The organism is Adhaeribacter swui (assembly GCF_014217805.1).
Lineage (GTDB): Bacteria > Bacteroidota > Bacteroidia > Cytophagales > Hymenobacteraceae > Adhaeribacter > Adhaeribacter swui.
The window spans coordinates 5,008,073-5,033,527 of sequence record NZ_CP055156.1; the positions used below are offsets into that span (position 1 = coordinate 5,008,073).

Annotated in this window: 20 protein-coding genes and 1 tRNA gene; 13 read left to right on the plus strand and 8 right to left on the minus strand. The window is 40.4% G+C overall.

Annotation, left to right across the window (positions count from 1 at the left end):
- The first annotated feature begins 872 nt into the window (after nt 1-872).
- Nucleotides 873-3,095, plus strand: coding sequence for a malectin domain-containing carbohydrate-binding protein (locus HUW51_RS20750; RefSeq protein ID WP_185271519.1), 2,223 nt, complete (start codon nt 873-875; stop codon nt 3,093-3,095).
- A 404-nt stretch (nt 3,096-3,499) separates the two neighbouring features.
- Nucleotides 3,500-4,396, plus strand: coding sequence for a diacylglycerol/lipid kinase family protein (locus tag HUW51_RS20755; protein ID WP_185271520.1), 897 nt, complete (start codon nt 3,500-3,502; stop codon nt 4,394-4,396).
- Nucleotides 4,397-4,400: 4 nt separating this feature from the next.
- On the opposite strand, the gene HUW51_RS20760 is transcribed toward HUW51_RS20755, so the two are convergent.
- Complete coding sequence (locus HUW51_RS20760) at nt 4,401-5,600, minus strand: metallophosphoesterase (protein WP_185271521.1); 1,200 nt, start codon at nt 5,598-5,600, stop codon at nt 4,401-4,403.
- Nucleotides 5,601-5,638: 38 nt separating this feature from the next.
- Nucleotides 5,639-6,274 carry an LON peptidase substrate-binding domain-containing protein gene (locus HUW51_RS20765; protein WP_185271522.1) on the minus strand — a complete coding sequence of 212 codons (636 nt, stop codon included), beginning with the start codon at nt 6,272-6,274 and terminating at the stop codon, nt 5,639-5,641.
- Between the two features lie 137 nt (nt 6,275-6,411).
- Here HUW51_RS20765 and mtgA point away from each other — a divergent pair, with 137 nt between their 5' ends.
- Nucleotides 6,412-7,131 carry a monofunctional biosynthetic peptidoglycan transglycosylase gene (gene mtgA, locus HUW51_RS20770; protein WP_185271523.1) on the plus strand — a complete coding sequence of 240 codons (720 nt, stop codon included), beginning with the start codon at nt 6,412-6,414 and terminating at the stop codon, nt 7,129-7,131.
- A 201-nt stretch (nt 7,132-7,332) separates the two neighbouring features.
- On the opposite strand, the gene HUW51_RS20775 is transcribed toward mtgA, so the two are convergent.
- The 3 genes from HUW51_RS20775 to HUW51_RS20785 form a co-directional block, all read right to left on the minus strand.
- Nucleotides 7,333-8,499 (minus strand): App1 family protein, encoded by a 1,167-nt coding sequence (locus HUW51_RS20775; protein WP_185271524.1) that lies wholly within the window; start codon nt 8,497-8,499, stop codon nt 7,333-7,335.
- Nucleotides 8,500-8,569: 70 nt separating this feature from the next.
- Nucleotides 8,570-9,391, minus strand: a complete 822-nt coding sequence (locus HUW51_RS20780; RefSeq protein ID WP_185271525.1) for a M48 family metalloprotease — start codon at nt 9,389-9,391, stop codon at nt 8,570-8,572.
- Nucleotides 9,392-9,571: 180 nt separating this feature from the next.
- Nucleotides 9,572-9,982 (minus strand): hypothetical protein, encoded by a 411-nt coding sequence (locus tag HUW51_RS20785; RefSeq protein ID WP_185271526.1) that lies wholly within the window; start codon nt 9,980-9,982, stop codon nt 9,572-9,574.
- Nucleotides 9,983-10,238: 256 nt separating this feature from the next.
- Between HUW51_RS20785 and HUW51_RS20790 the strand changes: the two genes are divergently transcribed.
- On the plus strand, nt 10,239-11,315 hold the full coding sequence (locus tag HUW51_RS20790; protein ID WP_185271527.1) for a DNA topoisomerase IB: 1,077 nt from the start codon (nt 10,239-10,241) through the stop codon (nt 11,313-11,315).
- 93 nt (nt 11,316-11,408) lie between these two features.
- Here HUW51_RS20790 and HUW51_RS20795 read toward each other — a convergent pair whose 3' ends face one another.
- Together HUW51_RS20795 and HUW51_RS20800 are read right to left on the minus strand one after the other, a co-directional pair.
- On the minus strand, nt 11,409-12,812 hold the full coding sequence (locus HUW51_RS20795; protein WP_185271528.1) for an exonuclease domain-containing protein: 1,404 nt from the start codon (nt 12,810-12,812) through the stop codon (nt 11,409-11,411).
- 338 nt (nt 12,813-13,150) lie between these two features.
- On the minus strand, nt 13,151-14,299 hold the full coding sequence (locus HUW51_RS20800; protein WP_185271529.1) for an AI-2E family transporter: 1,149 nt from the start codon (nt 14,297-14,299) through the stop codon (nt 13,151-13,153).
- A 314-nt stretch (nt 14,300-14,613) separates the two neighbouring features.
- On the opposite strand from HUW51_RS20800, the gene HUW51_RS20805 reads away from it, so the two are divergent.
- The 8 genes from HUW51_RS20805 to rplT all read left to right on the plus strand — a co-directional run bounded on the left by HUW51_RS20805 (nt 14,614) and on the right by rplT (nt 24,610).
- Nucleotides 14,614-16,488, plus strand: coding sequence for a DNA topoisomerase IV subunit B (locus tag HUW51_RS20805; protein ID WP_185271530.1), 1,875 nt, complete (start codon nt 14,614-14,616; stop codon nt 16,486-16,488).
- On the plus strand, nt 16,481-19,216 hold the full coding sequence (locus HUW51_RS20810) for a DNA gyrase/topoisomerase IV subunit A (RefSeq protein ID WP_185271531.1): 2,736 nt from the start codon (nt 16,481-16,483) through the stop codon (nt 19,214-19,216). The genes HUW51_RS20805 and HUW51_RS20810 overlap by 8 nt, the downstream gene beginning before the upstream one ends.
- Before the next feature lie 20 nt (nt 19,217-19,236).
- Complete coding sequence (locus HUW51_RS20815) at nt 19,237-20,016, plus strand: tetratricopeptide repeat protein (protein WP_185271532.1); 780 nt, start codon at nt 19,237-19,239, stop codon at nt 20,014-20,016.
- 200 nt (nt 20,017-20,216) lie between these two features.
- Nucleotides 20,217-21,326, plus strand: a complete 1,110-nt coding sequence (locus tag HUW51_RS20820) for a tetratricopeptide repeat protein (RefSeq protein ID WP_185271533.1) — start codon at nt 20,217-20,219, stop codon at nt 21,324-21,326.
- 30 nt (nt 21,327-21,356) lie between these two features.
- Nucleotides 21,357-23,297, plus strand: coding sequence for a threonine--tRNA ligase (gene thrS, locus HUW51_RS20825; protein ID WP_185271534.1), 1,941 nt, complete (start codon nt 21,357-21,359; stop codon nt 23,295-23,297).
- Between the two features lie 78 nt (nt 23,298-23,375).
- Nucleotides 23,376-23,927: a translation initiation factor IF-3 gene (gene infC / locus HUW51_RS20830; protein WP_185274618.1), complete on the plus strand. Its 552-nt coding sequence runs from the start codon at nt 23,376-23,378 to the stop codon at nt 23,925-23,927.
- Nucleotides 23,928-23,951: 24 nt separating this feature from the next.
- Nucleotides 23,952-24,146, plus strand: coding sequence for a 50S ribosomal protein L35 (gene rpmI / locus HUW51_RS20835; protein ID WP_185271535.1), 195 nt, complete (start codon nt 23,952-23,954; stop codon nt 24,144-24,146).
- A gap of 119 nt (nt 24,147-24,265) precedes the next feature.
- Complete coding sequence (gene rplT / locus HUW51_RS20840; protein ID WP_185271536.1) at nt 24,266-24,610, plus strand: 50S ribosomal protein L20; 345 nt, start codon at nt 24,266-24,268, stop codon at nt 24,608-24,610.
- 249 nt (nt 24,611-24,859) lie between these two features.
- Here rplT and HUW51_RS20845 read toward each other — a convergent pair.
- Nucleotides 24,860-24,933: transfer RNA gene (locus HUW51_RS20845), tRNA-Met, on the minus strand.
- Nucleotides 24,934-25,046: 113 nt separating this feature from the next.
- Here HUW51_RS20845 and HUW51_RS20850 point away from each other — a divergent pair.
- The gene (locus HUW51_RS20850) at nt 25,047-25,442 is read left to right on the plus strand and encodes an START-like domain-containing protein (RefSeq protein WP_185271537.1); all 396 of its coding nucleotides are present in this window, start codon (nt 25,047-25,049) and stop codon (nt 25,440-25,442) included.
- Nucleotides 25,443-25,455: the final 13 nt, after the last annotated feature.

The following is a 25,455-nucleotide window of genomic DNA, read 5'->3' on the forward strand; positions in this document are numbered from 1 at the left end:
TTTTATTTAATCTCCCGGTTTTTACTACTTAAGATCAAGTTAACTACAGCATAAACTTTTAATTTAAACTACTAAGCATAACCACATTTTAGTTAATTACTTACTTTAAAAATTAAAAAATTTTCCGACATAAACTAATCACAGCGAGTTTATAAGGATCGTCTGCTGTTCAGTGATTTAGCTTTTTACCTGATTTTTGTGTTGAAAAGGCAGCTATTATCAATCAGCAGAAATACTTTTATGCCAAGTAGCGTAATGGAATATACCAATCATTTTGCCGCAGTAATTTTAAAATTTAAAAAAGCCGGTATCAAAGGCAACCCATCTAAAAAAAACAACGTCTTACATCTTAGAATAATACCAGTAAGAATATAATATGTAAGCACCCTAGCCAGTAATCATAGTCTTTTTAAGACAACCTTTTTTTAAATCTAATAGATAGTTTTGAAAATAAATTATCATCTAAATAATTTCATGCTGTTGTACTTAAGTTGAGTAAAATTTTTTTAATATATAATTTAAGAAATTTTTCAATTCAATGTTTGCATAATTCAATTGTTATACGTAAAATTCATAAATTCTTTAAGATTTAATTTAATAATTTCACTAAATATTGTAAATACCTTATAACTAACATATTACAAAACATACATCTGCATACTTTCAAGATCACTTCACTTGTTCTTAGGATTTATTTCTCTTAACAATTATCCGATTATAGTTTCTTGAAAGTTTTAATAAAGATATTGGTTAAGGCTATCTACTTAGCTTTCTGCATAATCTATGAAACACTCCACCACTGCCGATTTCTAGTTTCTCGAAATGGCAATCCCGTGATAATACAAACTACTAACCTGTTATAATTATACTACATGAAAAAGAATTATACTTTAATTTCACTAATCAAATCAAAACTAATTACCTCTCTGGTAATTGGGGCGGCGGTGCTTACGGAACTGCTAAGCAGTAATGCGGCGCAGGCACAAACCATTGCGGTTCAAAATCCCGATAACTTTCCAGCGAACGATGAGCTGGTTTTTTCCCGGATTCAGTACCCCTGGCGCCGAACCAACACAGATGGCACCTATACACCTTACAACGAAAACCACGATAAAATAAAGTTACGCATCAGCAACAAAGGAACGAGCAGCCTTACTGTTAGTAAATTAACTTTATCGAATACCGCTGCCTGGAAAGTAACACCGCCTAAAGCATTGCCTATCTCTATCGCAGCCGGTAGTTATATTGATGTAACGGTACAATTTGTTGCTGTAAGCCTCGACAAACGGGTAAAAGTAGTTCATCATACTCTTACCATCGCCTCCAACGATAAAGTAACACCGTCGAAAGTGGTGCAGCTACACGGTTTATACCAAAGAGCGGGTGAAGGTAACCGCGAACCTTATGCCCAAGAAATTATTAATGCTTTTAACTTTAAATCGGTAGTTGGTTTTGGTCACAATGATGGTACCAATGATGGAACGGCCGTGGTTCCGAATTCGGACGAAATTATATCTGCTACTTTTTCCCGGGCAGATGCAAGCAAGCCAGTAACCGTACTGCAAATAGCTGCTTATCATGGCTGCTGCGCTTCTATCGAGTCTTTTAAATGGTATCCTAAAGGATCTAATAGTACTACTACTTTGTTTACCCATAACCCTTTGGATGGCCAATCTTTGTTGCCCAGAAAAAGATATTCCACTACGGAGTTAGCCAAAGGTTCTTTTAGTCCATCGGGCTCTTTTGGGTTTAAAGTAGGAACGGCAAACTCCGACCGTTCTAAAAACTTTGAAAGCCGAATTGGGCTCCGGATTTGGAAAGTAAAAAACTCGAGCGGTGTTATTGTACCTAATACCTACATTATAGCCAACGATTATCTGGGTACCGAAGCTACCAATTACGACTACCAGGATAATTTATATTACGTAACCAATATAAAACCCGATGCCGGACTAAATGCTTCGGAGTTAGCGGCTACACCTTCTTCTTTAGATTTTGGGGGAGTAAATAATGGTGGCAGCAAAACTCTATCGGTTAGTTTAAAAAATCAGGCAAAATCTGGGGGTACCAGCATTAAAATCTCCAGTGTAGCGCTTACCGGCCCTAACAAAGGGGAATTTACTATTGGATCGTTATCTACTACGCTTGCAGCCCAAGGCAGCACCAGCTTTAAAGTTAATTTTAAACCTTCTAGCCAAGGTATTAAAAATGCGGCTTTGCTGGTGTATCACAATGGTGCTGGCTCTCCGTTCCGGGTGCCGCTTTACGGCATTGGCAACGTATCAGGCACTGCCATTAACGTGGTAAAACGCGTGAAAGGGGCGGCCGATGCCAACGTAACTATTGCGGGTAAAGTTTGGGAAGCAGATAAAAATTACCGGAAAGGCTCTATTAAATTAGATAGTCAGGTTCAGCCAGGCCCAATTGCCGCTACGGATCAGGATGTTTTATATCAAACGTATTTATCTGCCGCCACCAACTTGGCCGAAACCCGCGAAGAAATTCCGCTAGCGAAGGGCTCTTATTACGTACGCTTACATTTTGCCGAAAATTATTTTTCTGCAGATGGAGCCCGGGTATTTAACATTGCCATTGAAGGACAAACCCGGTTATCTAATTTCGATATTCATAAAGAAGTTGGTTACCGGTCGGCTTTAGTAAAAGATTTTGCCGTAAACGTGAGCGATGGCTACTTAAGTTTAAAATTTAATCCTACTGCCAATCGGGTAGCTCTATGCGGCGTAGAAATCTTTAGAGCACAATCAGCGTCGTCCACCAGTTCTTCGGTAACCATTGAAGGAAACCCGATGCAGGAAATTCAGGAAAATACTAGTCTGCAACTTATCGTATATCCAAACCCTACCAGCGGCGACAAAGTATCGGTAGAAGCTACTAACTTAAATCCGCAGGAAGAAATTACCTTTACTTTATTTAGCCAAACCGGCCAAACAGTAGAGGTTAAATCGGCTGTTGCAGATGATCGTGGTACGGCTTCTACCCAGTTAGCAACCTTTAAACCCTTAAATAAAGGTTTGTATATTTTACAAGGCAGAGCTAATTCTGGCCAAACGCAAACAAAGTTAATTGTAGAGTAGAATTTAGAACTTAACATTCAGCAAAAAGGAGTTACTCTAGAGTAACTCCTTTTTTATTGCCCACTAAATACCTCTGGAAAAAGAAAATTTTTAAAAAACTTAAAATCGGGGGATATGTTACGAGCCCAACAAATGCCATTTGGATATCTGCGCTGTTTTATTTTCTTTTGATAGTACCAAGCCTCTAACAAATACTTAAATAAAACGCCTGTAACAAAAAATAAATTTAAATTTTAAATATTAACGTTTTAATGATAAGTTGTTCAACTTCAAGCTAAAACTTTAGTTTAAGTTTACCAGTTAATTTCTTAAAACTTTCGTCTGATTTCTTGCTTGCTTTTTAATAATACCCGATTCGCATTTAAATCGTACATAGCACTAAATACTTCTTATACTTAACTTATATGGCGGCCAACTCGCGCTTTAAAAAGCTATTGTTTGTTATTAATCCTATTTCGGGCGATGTAGATAAAAGTGATTTAGAAGACGCTATTGCGCAATATGGCCGTAGCCACCAACTAGAATTTAAAATTTATAAAACTTCCGGCGAAGACGATTTTAAAAAATTAAAAAATTTATTATCGGAATATGGACCCGATGCTGTATTTGCGGCGGGCGGAGATGGTACCGTAAGTTTAACGGCCCGGGTAGTTAAAAATTCAGATGTACCTCTGGGAATTATTCCGGTTGGTTCAGGTAATGGTTTATCTAAGGATTTAGGTATTCCGCAAACCATAGAAGAAGCTTTAACTTTAATTACAAACCACGCCATTAAAGCTATTGATACCTTAGAGTTAAACGGCCATCCATGTTTTCATATCAGCGATTTAGGTTTTAATGCCTTAGTAGTAGCCCGGTACAGCGAGGCCGAAAGCCGCGGACCACAAACCTATGCCTTTATTGCGCTACAGGAATATTTAGATTACGAATGTCACGAATATCGTGTAGAAACCGACCAGGAAGTTTTTGAAGGAGCAGCTTTTATGATTACCATTACCAATTCGAACGCATTTGGCAGCAACGTAAAAATAAATCCTAATGGCGTAATCGACGATGGCATATTTGAAATTTGTTTGATTGAGTCCTTCCCCAAAATGGCCGCCTTTAAAATCATGTACAACTTGTACGCCGAAACGCCGGAAAATTCAGAGTTCACCCGTATTTTATCGTGCCGCGAAGCCACCATTTACAACTACACCGATACGCTGGCCCAGATTGATGGGGAAGTAGTGGAGCTAGGTAAAAAAATTACCATCAAACAACTTCCTAAAAGCTTGCGGGTAGTAGTGCCAGCCGAATAAACCATTATATAGCATTTATTTTTCTCCGGAAAGCAATAATGTACTTATCTGCGGCATTAGCTGGCGCCGGTTCCAGGGCACTCAACCAAATATTATCTGGCTCGAAATAATCCAGCACAAAAAAGCCTTTATTTTCGTGAACAAAAGTAGCCCTGCCGCCGCTTTGTACGAATGCTGTTTTAGAACCCGAGCCGCTTACTAAATAATGGTTGTTTTTAATGGCAAAATACTGCAGGTTATGGTCGTGGCCTGAGGCGTAAACAATATTTTTATGCTGATGGAATAGCCGGAGCAGCCTTTTGCGCAACCGTCGGTACCGCGGGTTCGACATATCTTCTTCCGGACCGTACAATTTGCGGTAAACCGGGTAAATAGATCCGGCTAATGGCAAGGGTACGTAAAACTTTTTATGGGCTGCCGTTAACGGAAAAACATGTTGCTTTAATGTAAATTTTCCCCCGTGCATGGCATTACTGTACAAAGGATGATGTGCCGCAATAACAATTTGTTTGTGGGGGTATAATTGCAAAAGATCTTCTAACTGCCGGAAAAAATCAGCTTCGGATTCGGTGCTGCAATTATAGGTTTTACCAATTGGCCGGATTCCTTTTTGCACCCACCATTGCGTATTTATAAAAATTAGCATTACCCCTTCGGATAAATGCCGCACCACCGGACCCGGGCAGCCTCCGGATGGCAAATAACAATGGGGCCGGTTTAAATATTTAGTGATGTATTCTTCCTGGCGGAGCACGTACTCTAAACCATTACTCCGGCCTTTGTTCCAATCGTGATTACCACTGATAAAAAAAACTTGCCCGGTATATTCCCGCACTAAATCTAACTGCGCTTTTAATCGTTTTTCGGCAATAGCCCGGGTTTTATGGCCCACCGGCGGCAAACCAATCGGGTAAACGTTATCGCCTAAAAAGATTAAAGTACCGTTGGTAGCGTTTTCGTTTAGCCAGGTATTTATCAAATTAGCTACCGGATCATGCACCGGATCGGTTATATTGCCAGTATCGCCTACCAGGCAAATACTATGTTTGGGTTTTACCTGCGGATAGGATTCGGTGCTGTTTGTATTGTTTTTAACTTTATAATAAGGTTTGTAGCGCAATTTACGTTCGCGGTACCAAGTGTAAATGCCTAATGTTAAAACAATCAGTAGTAAAGCTGGTAGCCAATATTCAGGTGGGTGCATGTGCGTAGGTTAAACTTTAAACGGCATAGCCTAAAAATTTAAAAATTGGGTGGAGTTAAGTTTTTAAAATGTCCGTTTAACTTAACCCGATCTTTTAAGCGCTCGGTTTCTTCCACAACCGGCAGAATAGCAATTAAATGCGCCAGAACAATAGCTTGCCGTTCGCTTTCGCGTCGGCGTTGCAGTAACAAAAATTCTTGTTCCACAGATAACCCCAATTGGTGCGCTATGTCATAAATTTTAAAATTATCCGGTAAATTCAGGTATAAAGTTGCCAAACCTAAAATTTCGTACAGGTGCTGTATCTTTTCTTTAATCTGAATTTTAAGAATCGGGTCTTCATCGTCTACGTCGGTTAAATATTCTATTTCGCCGCCGGCGTATAGTTTACCGGGCATTGCCCGATAAAAATTTACTATCCGGAACAAGTTGCCTCCTTTACATTTAATATCCATTTCGCCTCCCGGATAAGTTTTATCAATGGCGCTAATAATTAATTCGGTGCCAATCTCGCTTACACCTTTTTTAAGAAATGGCGGAATGCCAAAGGGTTTACCCGCATCAAAACAATCGTGTACGAGTTGTTTATAACGCGGTTCAAAAATGTGCAGGTTTAACTTTTCGCCGGGATATACTACTATATTTAAAGGAAACAAAGGTAGAAATTGTGTCATAATAGGGATAAGGGAGTGTGCTGTTTTAGTTTTAACTAATTTTGCTTTTAAAAGTTAAGCTTAATTTATTTTGTTAAACAGAAAACAAGTTGCAGCTATAAGTAACAAGGATAAAATAGACTTTGTAATTTTGAGTAATGGCCTTAAATTTTAAAATTTTTCGCGATTTAGTTTTCAAGCTAATCCTGATTTTATTTGCATTAAGCATTTTGTGGGTTTTGGTATACAAATGGTTTACGCCGCCCGTTACCCTGCACATGATTGAGCGGCGCGCCAAAGCCGCCCAGGCAAAAAAAGCTAACCCGCGTATTCGCTACAATTTTGTAAACCTGGAAGACGTAGCCCCAAACGTGCCTTTAGCCATTATGGCAGCCGAAGATCAGTTATTTATGACTCACGACGGCTTTGACTATAAAGCTATGAAAGGGGCTTTTCAGAAAAACCAGAAAAGCAAGAAAATTGTGGGCGGCAGTACCATTAGTCAGCAAGTAGCGAAAAATGTTTTTTTATGGCACGGCCGCAGCTACATCCGGAAGTTGGTGGAAGCTTACTTTACCATGTTGATTGAAATTTTCTGGAGCAAGCACCGGATAATGGAAGTGTACATTAATATTGCTGAAACCGGCGATCAGGTATTTGGGGTAGAAGCGGCGGCCCAAAAATATTTTAATACTTCGGCCAAAAACTTAACGGCTTCGCAAGCGGCTTTAATTGCCTCGGTGTTGCCCAACCCCATCCGTTTTTCTGTAAAAAATCCGTCGGCTTTTACTTTAAAAAAGCGGCGGGTAATACTACGCAACATGCGCCAAATGGGCGGCACCACCAGTGTTAAGCTACTAATGCAAGGGGCGATATAGTTTTTTGGTTAGAAGGTTGAAAGGTTGGAAAGTTGAAAGGTTAGAAGGTTGGAAAGTTGATTTTTTTAAATTTTCTTAAATTGTTATGTGATAATTCTCTTAAATCTCAGTTAATATTAAGGTATACGATGCATTAGTACATCGCTATAGTCTTACAACTTTCAACCTTTCAACTTTCCAATCTTCCAACTTTTCAACCAATCAACTACCGAACAAATCAGCAGTTTCTTTGCCAGGTTTCAGGCCTTTATCTTTGTCTTTTTCGTGTTCTATCTCGGGTAAGGCTTCCTGATAAATTAAACCGAGTTGAGCAGCATGTTCAGCAGCTTCTACCGAGTTATCCACTACCAACATGGGTACGCTGTGGCCTTTTAGTTCTTCCGAAACCGCTACGGCCATTTTTTCCCGGTCGGGCAACTGCACATCGCGGATGTAAATAGCCAGTATGCGCGTCGGAAATTGTTTTACTACTTCGCGGTAAATATTGGCATCTTCCTGGCCGCTGTCGCCGATTAATACAAAGTTTAACTCCGGATAGGTAAGCAATATATTTTGAATCTCTTTAAACTTGTGGCCCATGTGGCTACCTCCCATAAACTTATTTTGCATTAAGCCAAAGTCGCGGAGCAACAAAGGGCCGGCTGGTATTTGGTTTAAATCCAGGAAATCTTTGAGCAAGTCGTATAAATTCCAAGGGCTGCTGGAAACGTAAAAAAAAGGATTATTGCGCTTGCCGTTGCGGCCCAACTGCAACGACCGGTAAAACTCCGAAACCCCAGCAAAAGGCAAGCGTGTGCGTGCATTATTTAAAAAAACCACGCGCGACATACTCAATGCGCTGTACGCACTGGTATGAATAATCGTATCATCAATGTCACTAATTATTCCATATTCGGCATCCGGTGGGGGCACTAGTACTTCAGCGGTAGCCTTAATTCCGGGAGTATAGGGTATTTGCGCTTCTACTAATTCCACTTCAATCTCGTGCCAAACATTATCTAAGGGCAACGGAGTGGGTGGCTCCAGATTAATAACAAAATAACCTTCGCGGTCCGAAATAATTTCGTGCGTCTGGCCTTGAAACTTTACTTGCAAGCGGGCATCCATTACTTCGTCGCTCTCGAACCGCTTGTACATATTCAAGAGGTTATTTAAGATCGTGTCTTTATCACCGGCTTGAGCAATGCCTTTATTTTCTAGCACACGGCCTTTAATATATAGGCGATTGGGGGTGCCGTAGCTGCGGTAAGGCACAATCTGGATTGGGTTAAAGTAATTCAGCCTTTTCCGGAGGCGGTAGGTAAGATCATCAAATTTTTCTTCTACCTGCCCCAGGTAATTTACAAAAGTTGTTTTCCAGTCTGACATGGGTATAAAAAAATCCTGAGAATAAGCTATCTCAGGATTTACGCATGACTAGTAAAAGGGGTTATGTTGCTTACCGCAGGCTATTTTTAAAATCCTGGTAAGTGGTGGCGCCAGAAAGTTGCGTTTTACAGCCATCAGCCGCCGCTTTGTTATTAATTGCTTGTACCCGGTTACCTGGGTCGGGGTGCGTGCTCAAAAACTCCGGCGTACGCCCTTGTTGTTCTTCTTTTAAGATTTTTTCAAAAAAACCAGCGGCTCCATTGCACGCGTAATAATTGGTACCACCTAAATAAACCACCGAATATTTATCGGCTTCGGTTTCGGCGTTGCGGTCGAATTTAAGAGTGGCTAAACTGGTAGCAATTTGGGTTAAAGTGCCCGGATTATTACCTAAAGCGACTGATAAAAGTATAGATAAACCATACTGCCGTTGTAATTGCTTGGTAGAGTGGCGCTGATCGGCATGGGCTATTTCGTGGCCCAGCACGCCGGCAAACTGGTCTTCGTTATCCAGGTATTTAATTAATCCGGAAAAAACGTAAATATGCCCGCCGGGCGTGGCAAATGCATTTAGTACATTGTCGTCTTTAATAATTTTGGTATCCCAGACAAACTCATCGCGGTAGCTAACCTTGCCGGAACTTAAAATACGGTTTACAATGCGGTTTAAATGATCGTAGGCGGCTTTGTTAGCCGGATTGGCCGGATCGAGTAACTGACCTTTAGCCCGGTAAGTAGAATCTACCTCTTGCGACACCTGGGCACCTAAACGCATATCATCTTCAATCGAAAAAATTAAGCGGTCGCCGTTTTTATCTTCGGCACAGCCACTTACCACTAAACCAGCCACCAGGCAACCGAAAAAAGAACATTTTTTAAAAAATTGAATCATGATTGAAAGCAAAATGAAAGTTGAATCATAAGCACAGCTTATTTTATAATTAAAAAATTGTGCCACTTTTAGGAGCAAACGTTTATGTTTCTGCGGCCTTTTGCGTTGTAAAAAAAACTAATTTTAAAAAATAAGTTTCTTGAATGTTGTATCACCACTATGTCAACACTAAGGGTTAGGTTACATTTTATTTTGCAAACTCAGGTAAATCGATTTCCAGAATACGCCTAAAAGCAACAGAACCAGAACGGTGCTGGTTAACATGGCCGAAGAAACCAAAAAATAAACGTTGCGTGATGGATTAGCCAAGGCATCCGGGAAAATGTAGTTTTGTTCTTGCGTTAAAGCTTGAGAAGTAAGCCAGCCCAACCAAAATACAAACGTAAAGCTGGCTACTAAGGCTAATATAAAAGCCAGCGTATGCGCCCGATTTAAGAAATGCCCCAAGCCAAAACTCAACACGCCGGCCAGAATGCCGGGTACCAGTACCGGTTGCGAAAACGAACCCATATAATAATAGGCTACACCGCTAATCAGCAAATTAATTATCCCCCAAAACAGTACTAAAAACGAAGCTCCTTTATAGGTCATTACTTTTTTATAATTACTTGCCTTCTTTACGCACCCGCTTTAAAACCTGTTTAGTTCAGATTTATGGATTTTGGCAGGCTTACATTATGCCTTCCGTTTTGGCGAAAGAGCCGGCAAAAGTAAAATATCAACCAACCTTAGCCAAGCTAATTTTTAACCTTACGCAAAATAAATATTTTAAAAAAATGGACATGGCCGCTGGTGCATAACTTTTATTCCGGAAGTCAGTTAAAGAAAATGACGCAATTAAAAGCAGATGGAAGAAAAAGATGTACATACTATATACGCCGATCCGGTGCAATCGGCGGCAGAAGCCGGTTTACGCTATATACCCGACACTCGTAAAGGTTTTACCCGGAAAAAAAGCGGCAAAGGTTTTACTTACCTGGATATCAAAGGCGAAAAAATTACGGATTCCAAAACTATAGAACGGATTAATAAGCTAATTATTCCGCCGGCTTGGGAAAACGTTTGGATTTGTACTTCGCCCAATGGGCACATTCAGGCAACGGGGCGCGATCAGAAAGGTCGCAAACAGTACATTTATCACCCGGAGTGGCGCAATACCCGCAGTTTAACCAAGTTTAGCCGCATGATTGCTTTCGGCGAAGCTTTACCTACTATGCGGCAGCAAATTGAAAAAGATTTACAAATCCGGGATTTAAATCAACGTAAAGTTACAGCCATTGTGCTCAACTTGCTCGATCAATCTTTGATCCGGATCGGGAACCGGCACTACGCCCAAACCAATAAATCGTATGGCTTAACTACGCTACGCGATAAACACGTAGCTATTGAGGGCGATGAAGTAAAATTTCAGTTTGTGGGTAAAAAAGGAGTAAGCCACGAAATTGGCATTAAGGACCGCCGTTTAGCCCGACTCGTAAAAAAATGCAAAGACATTCCGGGCTACGATTTATTTCAATACTACGATCCGGATGGTTCGCGGCAAACTTTAGACTCCGGCCAGGTAAACAGCTACATTCAGGAAATTAGCGGCAACGATTTCACAGCTAAGGATTTTCGGACCTGGGGCGGCACTGTTCTAATGGTAGAATGCCTGGAGCAATTACTCGACGAAAATCCGGAGTTGGAAAAAGAAAAATCAATTAAAAATGCTTTTAAAATTGTAGCTAAAGGTTTGGGTAACACGCCTACGGTTTGCAGTAAGTACTACGTGCATCCGCAAATCCTGGAAATTTTTAAAAGCGACCAGTTGCTCGATTATTTAAAAAAACACGACGCCGACGAGTTTACAGATTCGTACCTGTCGGCCACAGAGAAAATGGTAGTTGAAATGCTGAAAAGCGCCTTGGCGCAATCGCAATCTTAACGCGTATAGGTTTTTAAATTATGGAACAGTAGCGGGATTAAAAAATCAGATTTTTAGTCCCGCTACTGTTCTATTTAAATCAATCTCAATTACTTAATCAAAAACAATAACTTTATCGCGGTGTTTGGTGCGTAAAAAGCCCCGGATAATTTGTTGTATATCTTTGTTATCGTTAAACGGTTTCACGGCGCTTTTAAAATCTTCCATATTGCTAGCCGAGAAGGTTTCGTCAACAAACCCAAAACCAACGTACCGGCCATTATCTACGCACACCACCGTACGTTCGCCGGGCTCACGGCCTTTGCCAACAATTACAAAAGAGTCGTGCTCGTAGGTAAATGATTCAATGGCCTGATCTACCCGGGCGTTGTATTCTTCGGGCGGTTCTTGGTTTACGCAGGCGCCTTTGCATTGGTGTACCTGATAATCAAAACAAGCGCCTTTGGTTTTGTACAAATCGCATAACTTCTGGCACAAGTTATACTTAGCCACTTTGTGGTACAAAAAATCTTTTGATTTAAAATGATTACTTAAAGCAATAATGGGCGGATTATCGGGCGATACTTTTTGAAAAGTTAAACGTTTGTAGCCGTTCTGGTCGTAGTAAGTATAGATACCCGAGCTAAACACGCTACGCCGCTGCTGCCGGTTATAAAAAGGTTTCAAGCGTTTAATTTCATCCGATTCAAAGAGCAAAGCCACTAATTCGTTGCCCATCAGTTCGTAAGAAATATCCGTAATCCGGTTCTTAAACTCAATCGACTTCCGGCTTTTTACATCAATGTTAAAATGCTGGGTTACTCTTTTACGAATGTTAATGCTTTTGCCCACGTAAATTACTTCGCCTTGCTCATCGTAGAAATAATAAACGCCGGGCACTTCAGGTAAGGCATCTATTTGCGCCCGCGAAATAGCCGGCGGCAAAAGCGAGGTGCGCATCTCATTCGTGATAAACTTCTTGCTTTTTTCGATTAGTGCATCGCCGGAGTTTACAATGGCTTGCTCATTAATCTTAATCAGTTTATCAAATAATTTAGCGGTAGCTTCGGCGTCGCCAATGGCCCGGTGGCGCATTTGCAAATCAATATCAATGCTCTTGCACAGTTTGCCTAAACTATAAGAAGGTAAACCCGGCATAAGCGAGCGACTTAACCGTACGGTACACAAAGTTTTACGCTGGTAATTAAAACCTAAATCGGCAAATTCTTTTTTAATGAAAGAATAATCAAAGCGTACGTTGTGGGCCACAAATACTTTGCCTTCGGTAAACTGCACAATGTCTTTAGCCACCTCATGAAATTTAGGCGCTTCCCGCACCATATCGTCGGTAATACCGGTAAGTTGGGTAATAAAAAAAGGAATGGGCCGCTCCGGGTTGATTAAAGTATTGTATTGATCTACCACCTGGTTACCATCGTGAATAAAGATAGCAATTTCCGTAATCCGGTCCTGCGTGGGTTGACCACCGGTGGTTTCTATGTCGATAATAGCGTACAAAGGGGCTATGTTTAGTTTTAAGTAATTAGCTTATGTTTAATAACAATTTGCTTTAGTTGCTTAGTTTCAAAAAGAACCTAGTCTGTTTAAGGAAGAGCTAAAATATTTTAGCACAAGCCATTAAAATTACTAAACATACTGGCATTTACTAAAGGAATTTCAAATTTTTAAAATCTGGAAACCCATAAACCGGTAAAAACAAGAAAAGTAGCATCCAGGTTATATGCTACTTTTCAGGTAAGTAAAAATTTTACAATGTACCGGAAAGCCACTGCAGCTAGTTTTCCATTTGCCTGATTTTATAATTACTAAAAAGAAAAAATTTTAAAAATTCTGCTTTACTTCGTGGCTTTATCTTGTTGCTCTTTCTCTTTTTTTAAGTTTAGAATTGTTCGCACCTTATCGGACAAAGTAGCAAATACATTGGGCTTATCAGAATCGTTGTTAATGTCGCTGAGCAAAAAGCCAAATGGTTCTAAAGGCTCGTAGGCGTCGAATAAAACTTTAAGAATGGCAATAATCGGGATCGACAAAATCATACCGGCTGCCCCCCAGATTTCGCCCCCAATAATTAATGCCAGAATAGCGGCAAAAGGATTTATACTTACTTTAGAGCCGGTGATATTGGGCGTAATAAAATTACCTTCCAGGAACTGCACAAAAGCAAAAATACCAATTACCACCAAGGCCTGCACCAAAGATCCGGTTAATACCAGGGTATAAAGAGCCGGCAAGGCAGCACCAATTAAAATACCGATGTACGGAATAATGGTAAGCACCGAAGCAAAAATACCAAAAAACACCGCGTATGGCACCCCCATAATCATCAATCCCATCATGTTCAGAATGGCCACTATCACGATTACAATCAGCAGACCGGTAATGTAACTAGCTACCACTTTTTGAATATTATCGATGGTTTGCATTAACGTAGACCGTTTGTCGCGGGTAATAAACTTAAACATAAACCGCCGGAAGTGCTCCCGGTAGTACAGCATAAAAAATATGTAAATAGGTATAATAGTAAGTACACTTAAGGCGCCGGTGGTTAAAGATAAAGTGCCGGTTAAAATAGTAGTACCGGTTTGCTGCAAAGTGCCCATGTTTTTGGTAATAAATTCCCGGCCGTTAGTGGGCTTAATGCCAAAGTTGTTCAGCAAGAACACCTGAACTTTCTGGATGTACTCATTTACTTTATCCGATAAAGTTGTTAACTCCTGAATAAAACTGACTAGTTGAGAAGACAACAACCAGATTAAACCGGCTAAAAAGGCAATAATTAAAATTATACATAACAAAATAGCTAAGGGGCGCGGGAAACGCCAACGTTCCAGTCGTTCGCAAAGTGGCACCAGCAACAACGCAAATAAGCCCGAAAAGCAAATAGGAACCAGAATGGATTTAAAGGTTTGCAAAAACCAAATCAGCAAAACCAGACCCAATAAAATAATAGTGTACTTAAAGTACTTAGGGAAGGAGATTTCCATTTTTTAGTAAAATATTTAGCATTAAGTGAATTAAATTCCAGGAAAATTAGCTAAATTTAGGTAAATAAATGTTAGCTCTTAGCTTATGAAGTAGGGTAATACAGCTAACAAATAGGGTTTTTATTGAACCTGTAAGATGTAAAATTAGTTTACCTTAAACAAGTAACAGAAACTCAATTCTTGCTTTATAATGCAAATGTTATTAGCATTTCTAACACATAACCTCTAGGCCTTATACGTGCCTCGCTTTCGGGGTTATAAATTTTTTTCTTTACTTTAACCTTAAATCTTTTTTATAACACCTTTTCTTTAGAATGGCTGAAGTAACAAACAATTATACCGAAGATAGTATCCGCTCCCTGGATTGGCGCGAACACATCCGGCTCCGGCCCGGTATGTACATTGGTAAGCTGGGCGATGGCTCCTCGCAGGATGATGGTATTTATATTCTGGTAAAAGAAATTATCGATAACTCCATCGACGAATACGTAATGGGGAACGGTAAAACTATTGAAATTAAAATTACCGATCATAAAGTGCAGGTTCGTGATTACGGCCGGGGTATTCCGCTGGGTAAAGTAATCGACTGCGTGAGTAAAATTAACACGGGCGGTAAGTACGACAGCAAAGCTTTTCAGAAATCAGTTGGTTTAAATGGGGTAGGTACCAAAGCCACCAATGCGTTAGCCAGTTACTTTAAAGTACAATCTGTGCGCGATGGCCAGATGAAAACTGCCGAATTTGAACGCGGCGAATTAATAAATGATCATCCGGTAATTGAAACCAATCAGCGCAACGGAACTTTAATAACCTTTGTGCCGGACGATACTATTTTTAAAAACTACCGGTTTATCCCGGAATATCTCGAAAACCAGATCCGAAATTACGTATATCTGAACGCCGGCTTAACTATAAACTTTAACGGCCAGAAATACTATTCTGAACACGGCCTAAAAGATTTACTTACCCACAAGACCGATGTAGAGTCATTGCGTTATCCTATTATTCATTTAAGAGGCGAAGACATTGAGCTAGCTCTATCGCATGGTGATGAATACGGCGAAGAATATTACTCCTTTGTAAACGGGCAGTATACGACCCAAGGTGGTACTCACTTAGCCGCCTTCCGCGAAGCAGTGGCCAAAACCGTTAAAGAATTTTTCAAAAAAGATTACGAGGCTTCGGATGTTCGGGCTTCCATCATAGGCGCTATCAGCATTCGGGTACAAGAGCCGGTTTTCGAATCTCAAACTAAAACCAAACTAGGTTCTATTCAGATGGGTCCGGATAGCCCAACAGTGCGCGGGTATATTCACGATTTTGTAAAAGAACACCTGGATAACTTCCTGCACAAAAATCCGGCAATAGCTGATGCCATGAAACGCCGCATTGAGCAGAGCGAGCGGGAGCGTAAGGATATGGCCGGTATTAAAAAACTAGCTAACCAACGCGCTAAAAAAGCCAACCTGCACAATCGTAAGCTGCGTGATTGCCGCGTGCACTTTACCGATGAGCAAAACGAAAAACACCTGCTTTCCACTTTGTTTATTACCGAGGGTGATTCGGCGAGTGGTTCAATTACTAAATCGCGGAACGTAGATACCGAAGCCGTATTTAGTTTACGGGGTAAACCGTTAAACTGCTTTGGGTTAAAGAAAAAGGTAGTGTACGAAAACGAAGAATTTAACCTCTTACAACACGCCTTAAATATTGAAGAAAGCCTGGAAGACTTGCGCTACAACCGGGTAGTAATTGCTACCGATGCCGACGTGGATGGCATGCACATTCGTTTGCTGTTGCTCACGTTCTTTTTGCAGTTTTTCCCGGATTTAGTAAAAAATGGTCACTTATTTATTCTGGAAACGCCTTTGTTCCGGGTACGCAACAAAAAAGAAACCATTTACTGCTACAACGAAGAAGAAAAGCAAGCCGCCATGAAAAAGCTGGGCAAGAACCCGGAAATTACACGTTTCAAAGGATTAGGCGAGATTTCACCGGACGAGTTTGGTAAATTCATTGGCGATAACATTCGTTTAGAGCCGGTAATTTTAAATACCGAAACTTCAATCCAGAAAATACTGAGCTACTTTATGGGTAAAAACACGCCGGAGCGCCAGAATTTTATTATTGATAACCTCAAAGTAGAAAAAGACATTGTTGAGGACGTAGAAGAGGAAGTTTATGCTTAATATAAAAAATGAAAATGATGCGCTGTTAAACGAAGAAGAACCGTTTGACGGCGAAGAAAAGATACACGAAATTACAGCCGTTGACGGCATGTACCAAAACTGGTTCCTGGATTATGCTTCGTACGTAATTCTGGAACGGGCGGTACCCGCCATTGAAGACGGCTTAAAACCCGTACAACGCCGCATTCTGCACGCCATGAAAGAGATGGATGATGGTCGCTTTAATAAAGTAGCCAACATCATCGGGCAAACCATGCAGTACCACCCGCACGGCGATGCTTCTATCGGGGATGCCATTGTAAATCTGGGCCAAAAAGATTTATTAATTGAAACGCAAGGTAACTGGGGCGATGTACGCACCGGCGACAGTGCGGCGGCGGCTCGTTACATAGAGGCCCGTTTATCTAAATTTGCCTTAGATGTAGTTTATAACCCCGACACTACCGTATGGCAGGCCTCTTATGATGGCCGGAAAAATGAGCCGGTTACTTTGCCGGTAAAGTTCCCGCTCTTGCTGGCGCAGGGTGTAGAAGGTATTGCGGTTGGTTTATCTACCAAGATAATGCCGCACAACTTTAAAGAGCTGATCCGGGCATCTATTGATGTTTTAAAGAAAAAACCAGTTCAGCTTTTCCCGGATTTCCCAACGGCCGGGATGGTGGACGTTACGGATTACAAAGGGGGAGCTCGGGGAAGTCGCATCCGCATCCGGGCTACCATTGAGAAAGTAGATAAAACCTTACTCATTATCCGGGATGTGCCTTACGGTACCACTACCACTGGGTTGATGGAGTCTATCGTAAAAGCCAGCGAAAACAATAAAATTAAAATTAAGAAGGTAATCGATAACACGGCGGCCAATGTAGAAATTCACGTGCAGTTACCGCCCGGTGTATCACCCGACTTAACCATTGATGCGCTGTATGCTTTTACCGATTGCGAGGTATCCATTTCGCCGAACACCTGCGTGATCATCGATGATAAGCCCCATTTCTTAACCGTAGAGGAAGTACTTAAAATTTCTACCCAGAAAACGGTAGACTTATTGCAGCGGGAACTCGAAATTAAGATGGCGGAATTGGACCAGAAATGGCACATGTCGTCGTTGGAGAAAATTTTTATCGAGAACCGCATTTACCGCAAAATCGAAGAATGTGAAACCTGGGAAGCCGTACTCGAAGCCATTGATAAAGGTTTAAAACCTTTTAAAAAATTGTTACGCCGCGAAGTTACCACAGATGATATTCTGCGCCTGACCGAAATTAAAATTAAACGAATTTCAAAATACGATTCTTTTAAAGCGGATGAATACATTAAAAAGTTGGAAGAGGAAATGGCCGAAACGGCCGATAATCTGGCTAACATCATTCGCTTCTCTATTACTTATTTCGAAAATCTTTTAAAAAAATACGGTAACGGCCGCGACCGCAAAACCCAAATTCGCACGTTTGATGTAATTACCGCGCAGAAGGTAGCTATTGCTAACCAGAAGTTGTACGTAAACCGGGCCGATGGTTTTGTGGGTTATGGTTTGAAAAAAGATGATTCGGTAGAGTTTGTGACCGATTGCTCGGATATGGATGATATTATCGCCATTACCAAAGACGGCAAGTTCCGGGTAACTCGAATTGCTGAAAAAACTTTTGTGGGCAAGGATATTATATACGCCGGTATCTACAATAAAAATGATGAACACATGGTGTACAACATGATTTACGTAGATGGCAAAACCGGTATTTCCTATGCTAAACGTTTCTCGGTAACCGGTATAACCCGCGATAAAGAATACGATTTAACCAAAGGGAATAAAGGCACCAAAGTACATTATTTAACCGCCAACCCCAACAGCGAATCAGAAGTGGTAAACATTACCTTAACGCCGGCTTCTACGGCCCGGGTAAAATCTTTTGATTTCGATTTTGCCGAATTAATGATTAAAGGCAAAGGTTCTATGGGCAATATGGTTACTAAATATCCGGTGAAGAAAATAGTGCAGAAGAGCCGGGGCGAATCTACTTTAGGTGGCCGGGAAATTTATTACGACGAAGTAATCGGCCGCTTAAACACCGAGTCGCGCGGACGGTACCTGGGCTCCTTTAATACCGATGATACAATTCTGGTGATTTACAAAGATGGTTCTTATGAGCAAACTACGTTTGAGTTAACCAACCATTACGATGTTGCCAATATCGAAATTATCCAAAAGTTTGATCCGGAAGGCGTTATCTCGGCAGTTCATTACGACGGAGAAAATAAAAATACCTACGTTAAACGTTTCAAAATTGAGACTTCTACTATTGGTAAAAAATTTGTATTTATCAGTGAAAACAAAGGTTCTAAACTGCTAACGGTATCTGCCCATCCGGAACCGCAGGTAGAAATCAAGTTTCAGAGAGATAAAAAATCCGAGAAAGAAGTTGAAACTATTTTATTAAGTGCATTTATTGACGTAAAAGGTTGGAAAGCTACGGGCAATCGTTTAAATTACTTCAAAATATTCAGCGTAAGTCTAAGCAACTCAGCCGTTGATGAAGTACAAGCAAAACCGGTTAAAGGATTAACTCCGCGCCGCGCTGTTAAGACTACGTCTTTGGTTAGCTCACCAGCCGAACTTGCTGAAGTACCATTAGTTTCTCAAAATACTGAAAAACTGATACCGGTGGATACCGTAGAAGAAAATAGTATAACAGAAGAGAAACCTAAAAAAAGACAACTTAACTTATTTTAAAAAGTAACGTTTTTAATGCCATGATAAAGGTCTGGAACAAATTTGCGGGAGTGTGGCTGGTAATGATGTTGTGTTGTTACCAGGCCTTTTCATTTAACGCCTCCGATGAATTAGTCCGGGAAGCTAATCAGTTATTAGGCGAGTATAAAGATGCGGAGGCATTACAAAAATTTGAAGAAGTTTTAGTAGTAGTTCCGCACCACTACGAAGCCCTTTATAAAATAAGTTTATTGCACTCCCGGATTGGTTTGCGGTATTCCGATGAATCACAGAAAAGTGAGCATTTTTTATTAGCCAAAAATTTCGCCGAAAAAGCGTTAGAAGTAAATAAACACGGTTCGGAATCGAATTACGTTATGGCTTTGGCTATTTCCAATCTTTCGTTTGTTTCCGGAGCAAAAGCCCGCATCGGAAATTTAAAAACTATTAAATCTTACCTGGATAAATCGTTGGCTGCTAATCCCAAAAATGCCAATGCCTGGCAATTACTGGGGAGGTGGCATTTTAAAGTAGCTAATCTGAATATTTTGGAATGTACTATTTCAAAAATATTAAACGGCTGCGCCAAAACAGAAGCTAGCAATGCCTTAGCTGTTTCTGCCTTAAAAAAGGCAATTGCACTAGATCCGAACAACTTAACTTATTATTACGATTTAGCCGTTGTTTACCGCGAAACAAAAGAGATTGATGAAAGTATTGCGGTATTACAAAACGCAACGCAACTACAGCCTATTACCTCCGAAGATTTAGAATTAAGCCGGCGTTGCAAAGTAATGCTAAACGAACTTAGCCCAAGCTAGTTCCACTAGAACTTTTTAAATTTAAAAGCCAGTTTTTACTGGCTTTTTTTATGTGCCAAATTTTTAAAAGTAACACATTGAAATAATATGCTATTTCGATCTAAAGTAATTGCAGCATGCACCTTCCTGCTTTTTGTAACAAAAAACTTAAAAATTGTTGGTATTTTTGCGGCTGCTTCGGTATTGGTAACTTCAGGAATATGATCCGGCAGAAACATGTATATTTGATTGGGGTAATTTTCTTTTTGTCCTGTTCTTCTCCGGAACCAAGCCAGGACAAAATGGTCGATTTCCGTAAAGTTAAGTACGACCCAGCTTATACTCTAAAAGAAATAAGTGCCGCCATTGACCGTGATCCGCAAAATGCGACCCATTATTTTAAAAGAGCGCAGTTTTATTTGCAAGCCAAAAACAATGCGGCTGCCCTAAAAGATATAGAACAAGCCATTAAGCAAGACGAAGAAAGAGGAGAGTACTATTTCCGGAAAGCTCAAATTTTAAGGGACATGGGCAATTACCCGGCAGCACTTTCATCAGCGGTGCGCGCCGAAGATTTAAATTTTAGAAGCACTGAGCTGGATATTCTTTTGGGAGAGCTTTACCTATTTAGTAAAAAATATGAGTTTGCGCTGCAATATTTAAACGACGCGCTGGAAGAATCGCCTGAAAACGAATATATTTATTTTTACCGCGGCTTGGCTTTAGCCCAAACCAACGATTCGGTAGCCGCCATTCGAAATTTCAAATCGGCCATTCGGCGAGCCCCCGATTTAATAGAAGCTTATAATCAGTTAATAAAAATATACCTCAGCCAAAAAGATGAAGTTAATGCTTTAACTTATTTGCGGGCCGGGCAAAAACATGATTCTACCAATGCGTATTTATGGTATTACCAAGGCGAGCATTTTAACCGCCGCAAACAACTGGATAGCGCCTATTATAGCTATCAGAATGCCGTAAAATACGATTCTTTATTATATCTTGCCCACTATAAATTAAGCTTACTGGATTTTAATAAAAACCGGTATTTATTGGCAGCCCAGCAAATGGAGAAAGCCATGAAATTTTTAAAAAAACTACCTGAAGCCCACATGGTTCTGGGGGAAAGCTATGAAAAATTAGGAGCGTATGAAAAAGCGCTCCCTTATTACCAATGGGTATATTCCCGGGAACCGCAAAACATAAAAGCAATGTGGGGCGTACGGCGTACCATGTATCGTTTGTATAAATTAAAACGCGATAGTTTACGCCTCGACGAAAAGAAAAAGCGCGACAGTTTATTAGCCATTTTTCGCCAGGGGCAATCATAAAATAGAAATTAAATTTTGGAGTTAAACAGAATGATTCATATTACCTTACCAGACGGTTCCATAAAAGAATACGAGGCCGGTGTAACCGGTTACGAAATTGCCAGTGGCATAAGTGAGGGTTTAGCCCGCAACGTATTAGCGGCAAAAGTTAATGGCGAAGTAGTAGAAGCTAACCGACCCATTACGCAAGATGCTACGCTACAATTATTAACCTGGAACGACCCAGAAGGTAAAGCAACGTATTGGCACTCTTCTGCTCACTTACTGGCAGAAGCTTTAGAAGCTTTATACCCCGGTGTACAATTTGGTATTGGGCCCGCCATTGAAAATGGTTTTTACTACGATATTGATTTAGGCGACCGGCAACTTTCGCAAGATGATTTTCAGGCCATTGAGCAAAAGATGCTGGAGCTGGCCCGGGCAAAAAGTCCATACCTCCGGAAAGAAATTTCGAAAGCCGATGCAATTGCTTACTTCACCGAAAAAGGAGATAAATATAAATTAGACCTGCTGCAAGATTTGCAGGATGGTACCATTACTTTTTATACCCAAGGCAACTTCACCGATTTATGCCGTGGGCCGCACATACCTAATACTGGCTTTATAAAAGCGGCAAAACTAATGAATGTGGCCGGCGCGTATTGGCGCGGCGACGAAAAGAGCAAACAGCTTACCCGGGTTTATGCCATTACTTTTCCAAAGCAAAAAGATTTAACCGAGTATTTAGAACGTTTAGAAGAAGCAAAACGCCGCGATCACCGCAAGTTGGGTAAAGAATTAGAATTGTTCGCTTTCTCTGAAAAAGTAGGCATGGGCTTGCCGTTGTGGTTACCCAAAGGTACTGCTTTACGGGAGCGGCTCGAAAATTTTATGCGTCGCGCCCAGGTAAAAGCCGGTTACCAACAAGTAGTTACTCCTCACATTGGTAGCAAGGAGTTATACGTAACTTCTGGTCATTACGAAAAGTACGGTAAAGATTCTTTCCAACCCATTCATACTCCCAACGAAGGAGAAGAATTCTTACTTAAACCCATGAACTGCCCGCATCATTGCGAGATATACAAAGTAAAACCTAGATCTTACCGGGATTTGCCTTTACGATTAGCCGAATTTGGTACCGTTTACCGGTATGAGCAAAGTGGCGAATTACACGGATTAACGCGCGTAAGAGGCTTTACTCAAGATGATGCGCACATTTTCTGCCGGCCAGATCAGGTAAAACAAGAATTTATCAAAGTTATCGATTTAGTTCTTTATGTTTTTAATGCGCTTGGTTTTGCAGATTATACCGCTCAAATTTCTTTACGCGACCAGGTAAACCGGAGCAAATACATTGGTAGCGATGAAGTTTGGGAAAAAGCAGAAAGCGCCATTATTGAAGCTGCACAGGAAAAAGGACTACCCACCGTAACCGAATACGGCGAAGCTGCTTTTTACGGTCCTAAGCTGGACTTTATGGTGAAAGATGCTTTAGGCCGCAAATGGCAATTAGGTACCATTCAGGTAGATTATAATTTACCCGAGCGTTTTCAATTAGAATACACTGCCTCGGATAATACCAAACAACGCCCCGTTATGATTCATCGGGCACCGTTTGGATCGATGGAACGCTTTGTGGCCGTGCTAATTGAACATTGTGCAGGTAATTTCCCGTTGTGGTTAAGTCCGGAGCAATTTGCGATTCTTCCTATTTCGGAAAAATACCACGATTACGCGCAACAGGTATATGATCGTTTGTTGCAGGAAGATATTCGCGGCCATATTGATACCCGCGACGAGAAAATCGGCCGTAAAATACGGGATGCGGAAGTACAAAAAATACCTTACATGATTATTGTGGGGGAAAAAGAACAGGAGAATAACATTATTGCCGTCCGGAAACACGGTATCGGCGACATGGGTAACTTAACCGTAGACTTATTTATCAGTAATTTTAAGTCTATGCTGGAAGATATTCTAAGTAAAAAATAGAAATTATTTTTAAAATATATTCTTTTGTGCGATATTTGCACCTTAATTGTAAAATGTTAAACTTAAACGAGTAAACATATTAATCCTACAAACAAACGCCCCGCACCCAGACAGGTAGTCGAGGAGCCATATAAGATAAATAACCGAATTCTGGCCCGGGAAGTACGGCTGGTTGGTGAAAATGTCCAGCCAGGTGTGTATTCCCTTTCTGAAGCCCAGGCGATTGCCCGTGAGCAAAACCTGGATTTAGTAGAAATTTCGCCAAAAGCTGAACCACCGGTTTGTCGTATTGTAGATTATTCTAAGTTTAAGTACGACATCAAGAAAAAACAGCGTGAGCTAAAAGCTAAAACGCAGAAAGTTGTTCAGAAAGAAATTCGTTTTGGTCCTAATACCGATGACCATGACTTTGAATTTAAAGTAAAACACGCTAAAGCCTTTTTAGAAAGTGGGGCTAAAGTAAAAGCATACGTTCATTTCGTTGGCCGGACCATTGTGTTTAAAGAACGGGGTGAATTACTTTTACTAAAGTTTGCCCAAGCCTTGGAGGAGGTAGCAAAAGTAGAACAGATGCCTAAATTAGAAGGTAAACGAATGTTCTTATTTTTAGCGCCAAAACCAAAAAAATAGAATTTCATCAATCAAATAAATAAAATGCCTAAAGTAAAAACTAAATCTGGTGCAAAAAAGAGGTTTTCTCTTACCGGTACTGGCAAAATAAAGCGCAAACACGCCTTCAAAAGCCATATCTTAACTAAGAAAACCACCAAGCAAAAGAGAAGCTTAACACATGTTGGTTTGGTAAGTGATGCCGACATGGGCCGTGTTAAAGCCATGCTTAACCTTTAAGAAAAATTGTCTGCCAGTTTAGATTGGTTGAATAATTTTCTGAAATTTTAAATTATTTTTCACCCGGGGTTTGGTATCCAAGAATTTAAAAAATCACCACTCTCCAAAAAAGTACAGAAATGCCAAGATCAGTAAATGTCGTAGCCGCCCGACAAAAAAGAAAGCGGATCATGAAATTAGCTAAAGGTTATTTTGGACGTCGTAAAAACGTTTGGACCGTTGCTAAAAATGCCGTAGAAAAAGGTTTATTATACGCTTACCGCGATAGAAAAGCTAAGAAAAGAGATTTCCGGAGCTTATGGATTCAGCGGATTAACGCGGGGGTTCGGGAATATGGTTTATCTTACTCTCAATTTATGGGCGGTCTTAAAAAAGCTAACATTAACTTAAACCGTAAGGTATTAGCCGATTTAGCCATGAACCATCCGGATGCTTTTAAAGGCATCGTAGAAAAAGTTAAATAATATTTTTTAAAATATTTAAAGAGAAGCTTAACCATATGGTTAAGCTTTTTTTTTAATTTTTATTTTACTTCGGATAAAAATAATTTCTATTTAAGAGCTTTTTAGCTATAATCTAGCATTATTATAAAGTTTGCTCGCCTGGAAGCTTAGATTAAGAAATTTAAAAATTAAAATTGGAGGATAAGAGTTGGGTATTGGCGGATGCTAAAAAATAAAAAAGCCCCTCTACGTGCAGTAAAGGGGCTGTAGTAGCGGGGAGGGGAGTTGAACCCCTGACCTCAGGGTTATGAATCCTGTGCTCTAACCAACTGAGCTACCCCGCCATCTAATTCGAGGTGCAAATGTAGAAAAAACATTATTATATAAGCAAGCTTTTGTAAAATAAAATAATTTGATTTAATTAATGTTTTATAACATTACTACTAGTTAACTGAGTATGAGTAAATTTAAATTTACGAGTGAATTCCCAATAAATGCTTCAGCCCGGATGATTTATCCGTATCTGAGTACAGCATCTGGCCTGGCGCAATGGTTTTGCCACGACGTCCGGTTAAATGAAGACAAAGTTTTTAATTTCATCTGGGATAATCAGAATCATTATGCCGAAATGAATAGCCATCGCACCAATAAATCTGTGCGATTTGTTTTTTTAAACGACCAGATGTTACACGAACCCGATCCGAACTACATGGATTTTTGCATTGAAACCAGTGAATTAACCCAGGAGCAATACTTACGCGTAATAGATTATTCCGAAGAAACAGATAAAGAAGAACTAGACGAAATGTGGTATGGTTTAATTCAAGGATTGCGCGATATTATTGGCGGCTAAATATTACGCGCAG

Excerpts from the sequence above, each read along its gene's own strand:
- mtgA (WP_185271523.1), top strand. The coding sequence starts at position 6,412 with ATGGCCTTAAATTTTAAAATTTTTCGCGATTTAGTTTTCAAGCTAATC.
- HUW51_RS20810 (WP_185271531.1), top strand. The coding sequence starts at position 16,481 with ATGCTTAATATAAAAAATGAAAATGATGCGCTGTTAAACGAAGAAGAA.
- rpmI (WP_185271535.1), top strand. The coding sequence starts at position 23,952 with ATGCCTAAAGTAAAAACTAAATCTGGTGCAAAAAAGAGGTTTTCTCTT.
- HUW51_RS20760 (WP_185271521.1), bottom strand. The coding sequence starts at position 5,600 with ATGCACCCACCTGAATATTGGCTACCAGCTTTACTACTGATTGTTTTA.
- HUW51_RS20805 (WP_185271530.1), top strand. The coding sequence starts at position 14,614 with ATGGCTGAAGTAACAAACAATTATACCGAAGATAGTATCCGCTCCCTG.
- thrS (WP_185271534.1), top strand. The coding sequence starts at position 21,357 with ATGATTCATATTACCTTACCAGACGGTTCCATAAAAGAATACGAGGCC.
- HUW51_RS20765 (WP_185271522.1), bottom strand. The coding sequence starts at position 6,274 with ATGACACAATTTCTACCTTTGTTTCCTTTAAATATAGTAGTATATCCC.
- rplT (WP_185271536.1), top strand. The coding sequence starts at position 24,266 with ATGCCAAGATCAGTAAATGTCGTAGCCGCCCGACAAAAAAGAAAGCGG.
- HUW51_RS20800 (WP_185271529.1), bottom strand. The coding sequence starts at position 14,299 with ATGGAAATCTCCTTCCCTAAGTACTTTAAGTACACTATTATTTTATTG.
- HUW51_RS20790 (WP_185271527.1), top strand. The coding sequence starts at position 10,239 with ATGGAAGAAAAAGATGTACATACTATATACGCCGATCCGGTGCAATCG.
- HUW51_RS20755 (WP_185271520.1), top strand. The coding sequence starts at position 3,500 with ATGGCGGCCAACTCGCGCTTTAAAAAGCTATTGTTTGTTATTAATCCT.
- HUW51_RS20815 (WP_185271532.1), top strand. The coding sequence starts at position 19,237 with ATGATAAAGGTCTGGAACAAATTTGCGGGAGTGTGGCTGGTAATGATG.
- HUW51_RS20750 (WP_185271519.1), top strand. The coding sequence starts at position 873 with ATGAAAAAGAATTATACTTTAATTTCACTAATCAAATCAAAACTAATT.
- HUW51_RS20850 (WP_185271537.1), top strand. The coding sequence starts at position 25,047 with ATGAGTAAATTTAAATTTACGAGTGAATTCCCAATAAATGCTTCAGCC.
- HUW51_RS20780 (WP_185271525.1), bottom strand. The coding sequence starts at position 9,391 with ATGATTCAATTTTTTAAAAAATGTTCTTTTTTCGGTTGCCTGGTGGCT.
- HUW51_RS20775 (WP_185271524.1), bottom strand. The coding sequence starts at position 8,499 with ATGTCAGACTGGAAAACAACTTTTGTAAATTACCTGGGGCAGGTAGAA.
- HUW51_RS20785 (WP_185271526.1), bottom strand. The coding sequence starts at position 9,982 with ATGACCTATAAAGGAGCTTCGTTTTTAGTACTGTTTTGGGGGATAATT.
- HUW51_RS20820 (WP_185271533.1), top strand. The coding sequence starts at position 20,217 with ATGATCCGGCAGAAACATGTATATTTGATTGGGGTAATTTTCTTTTTG.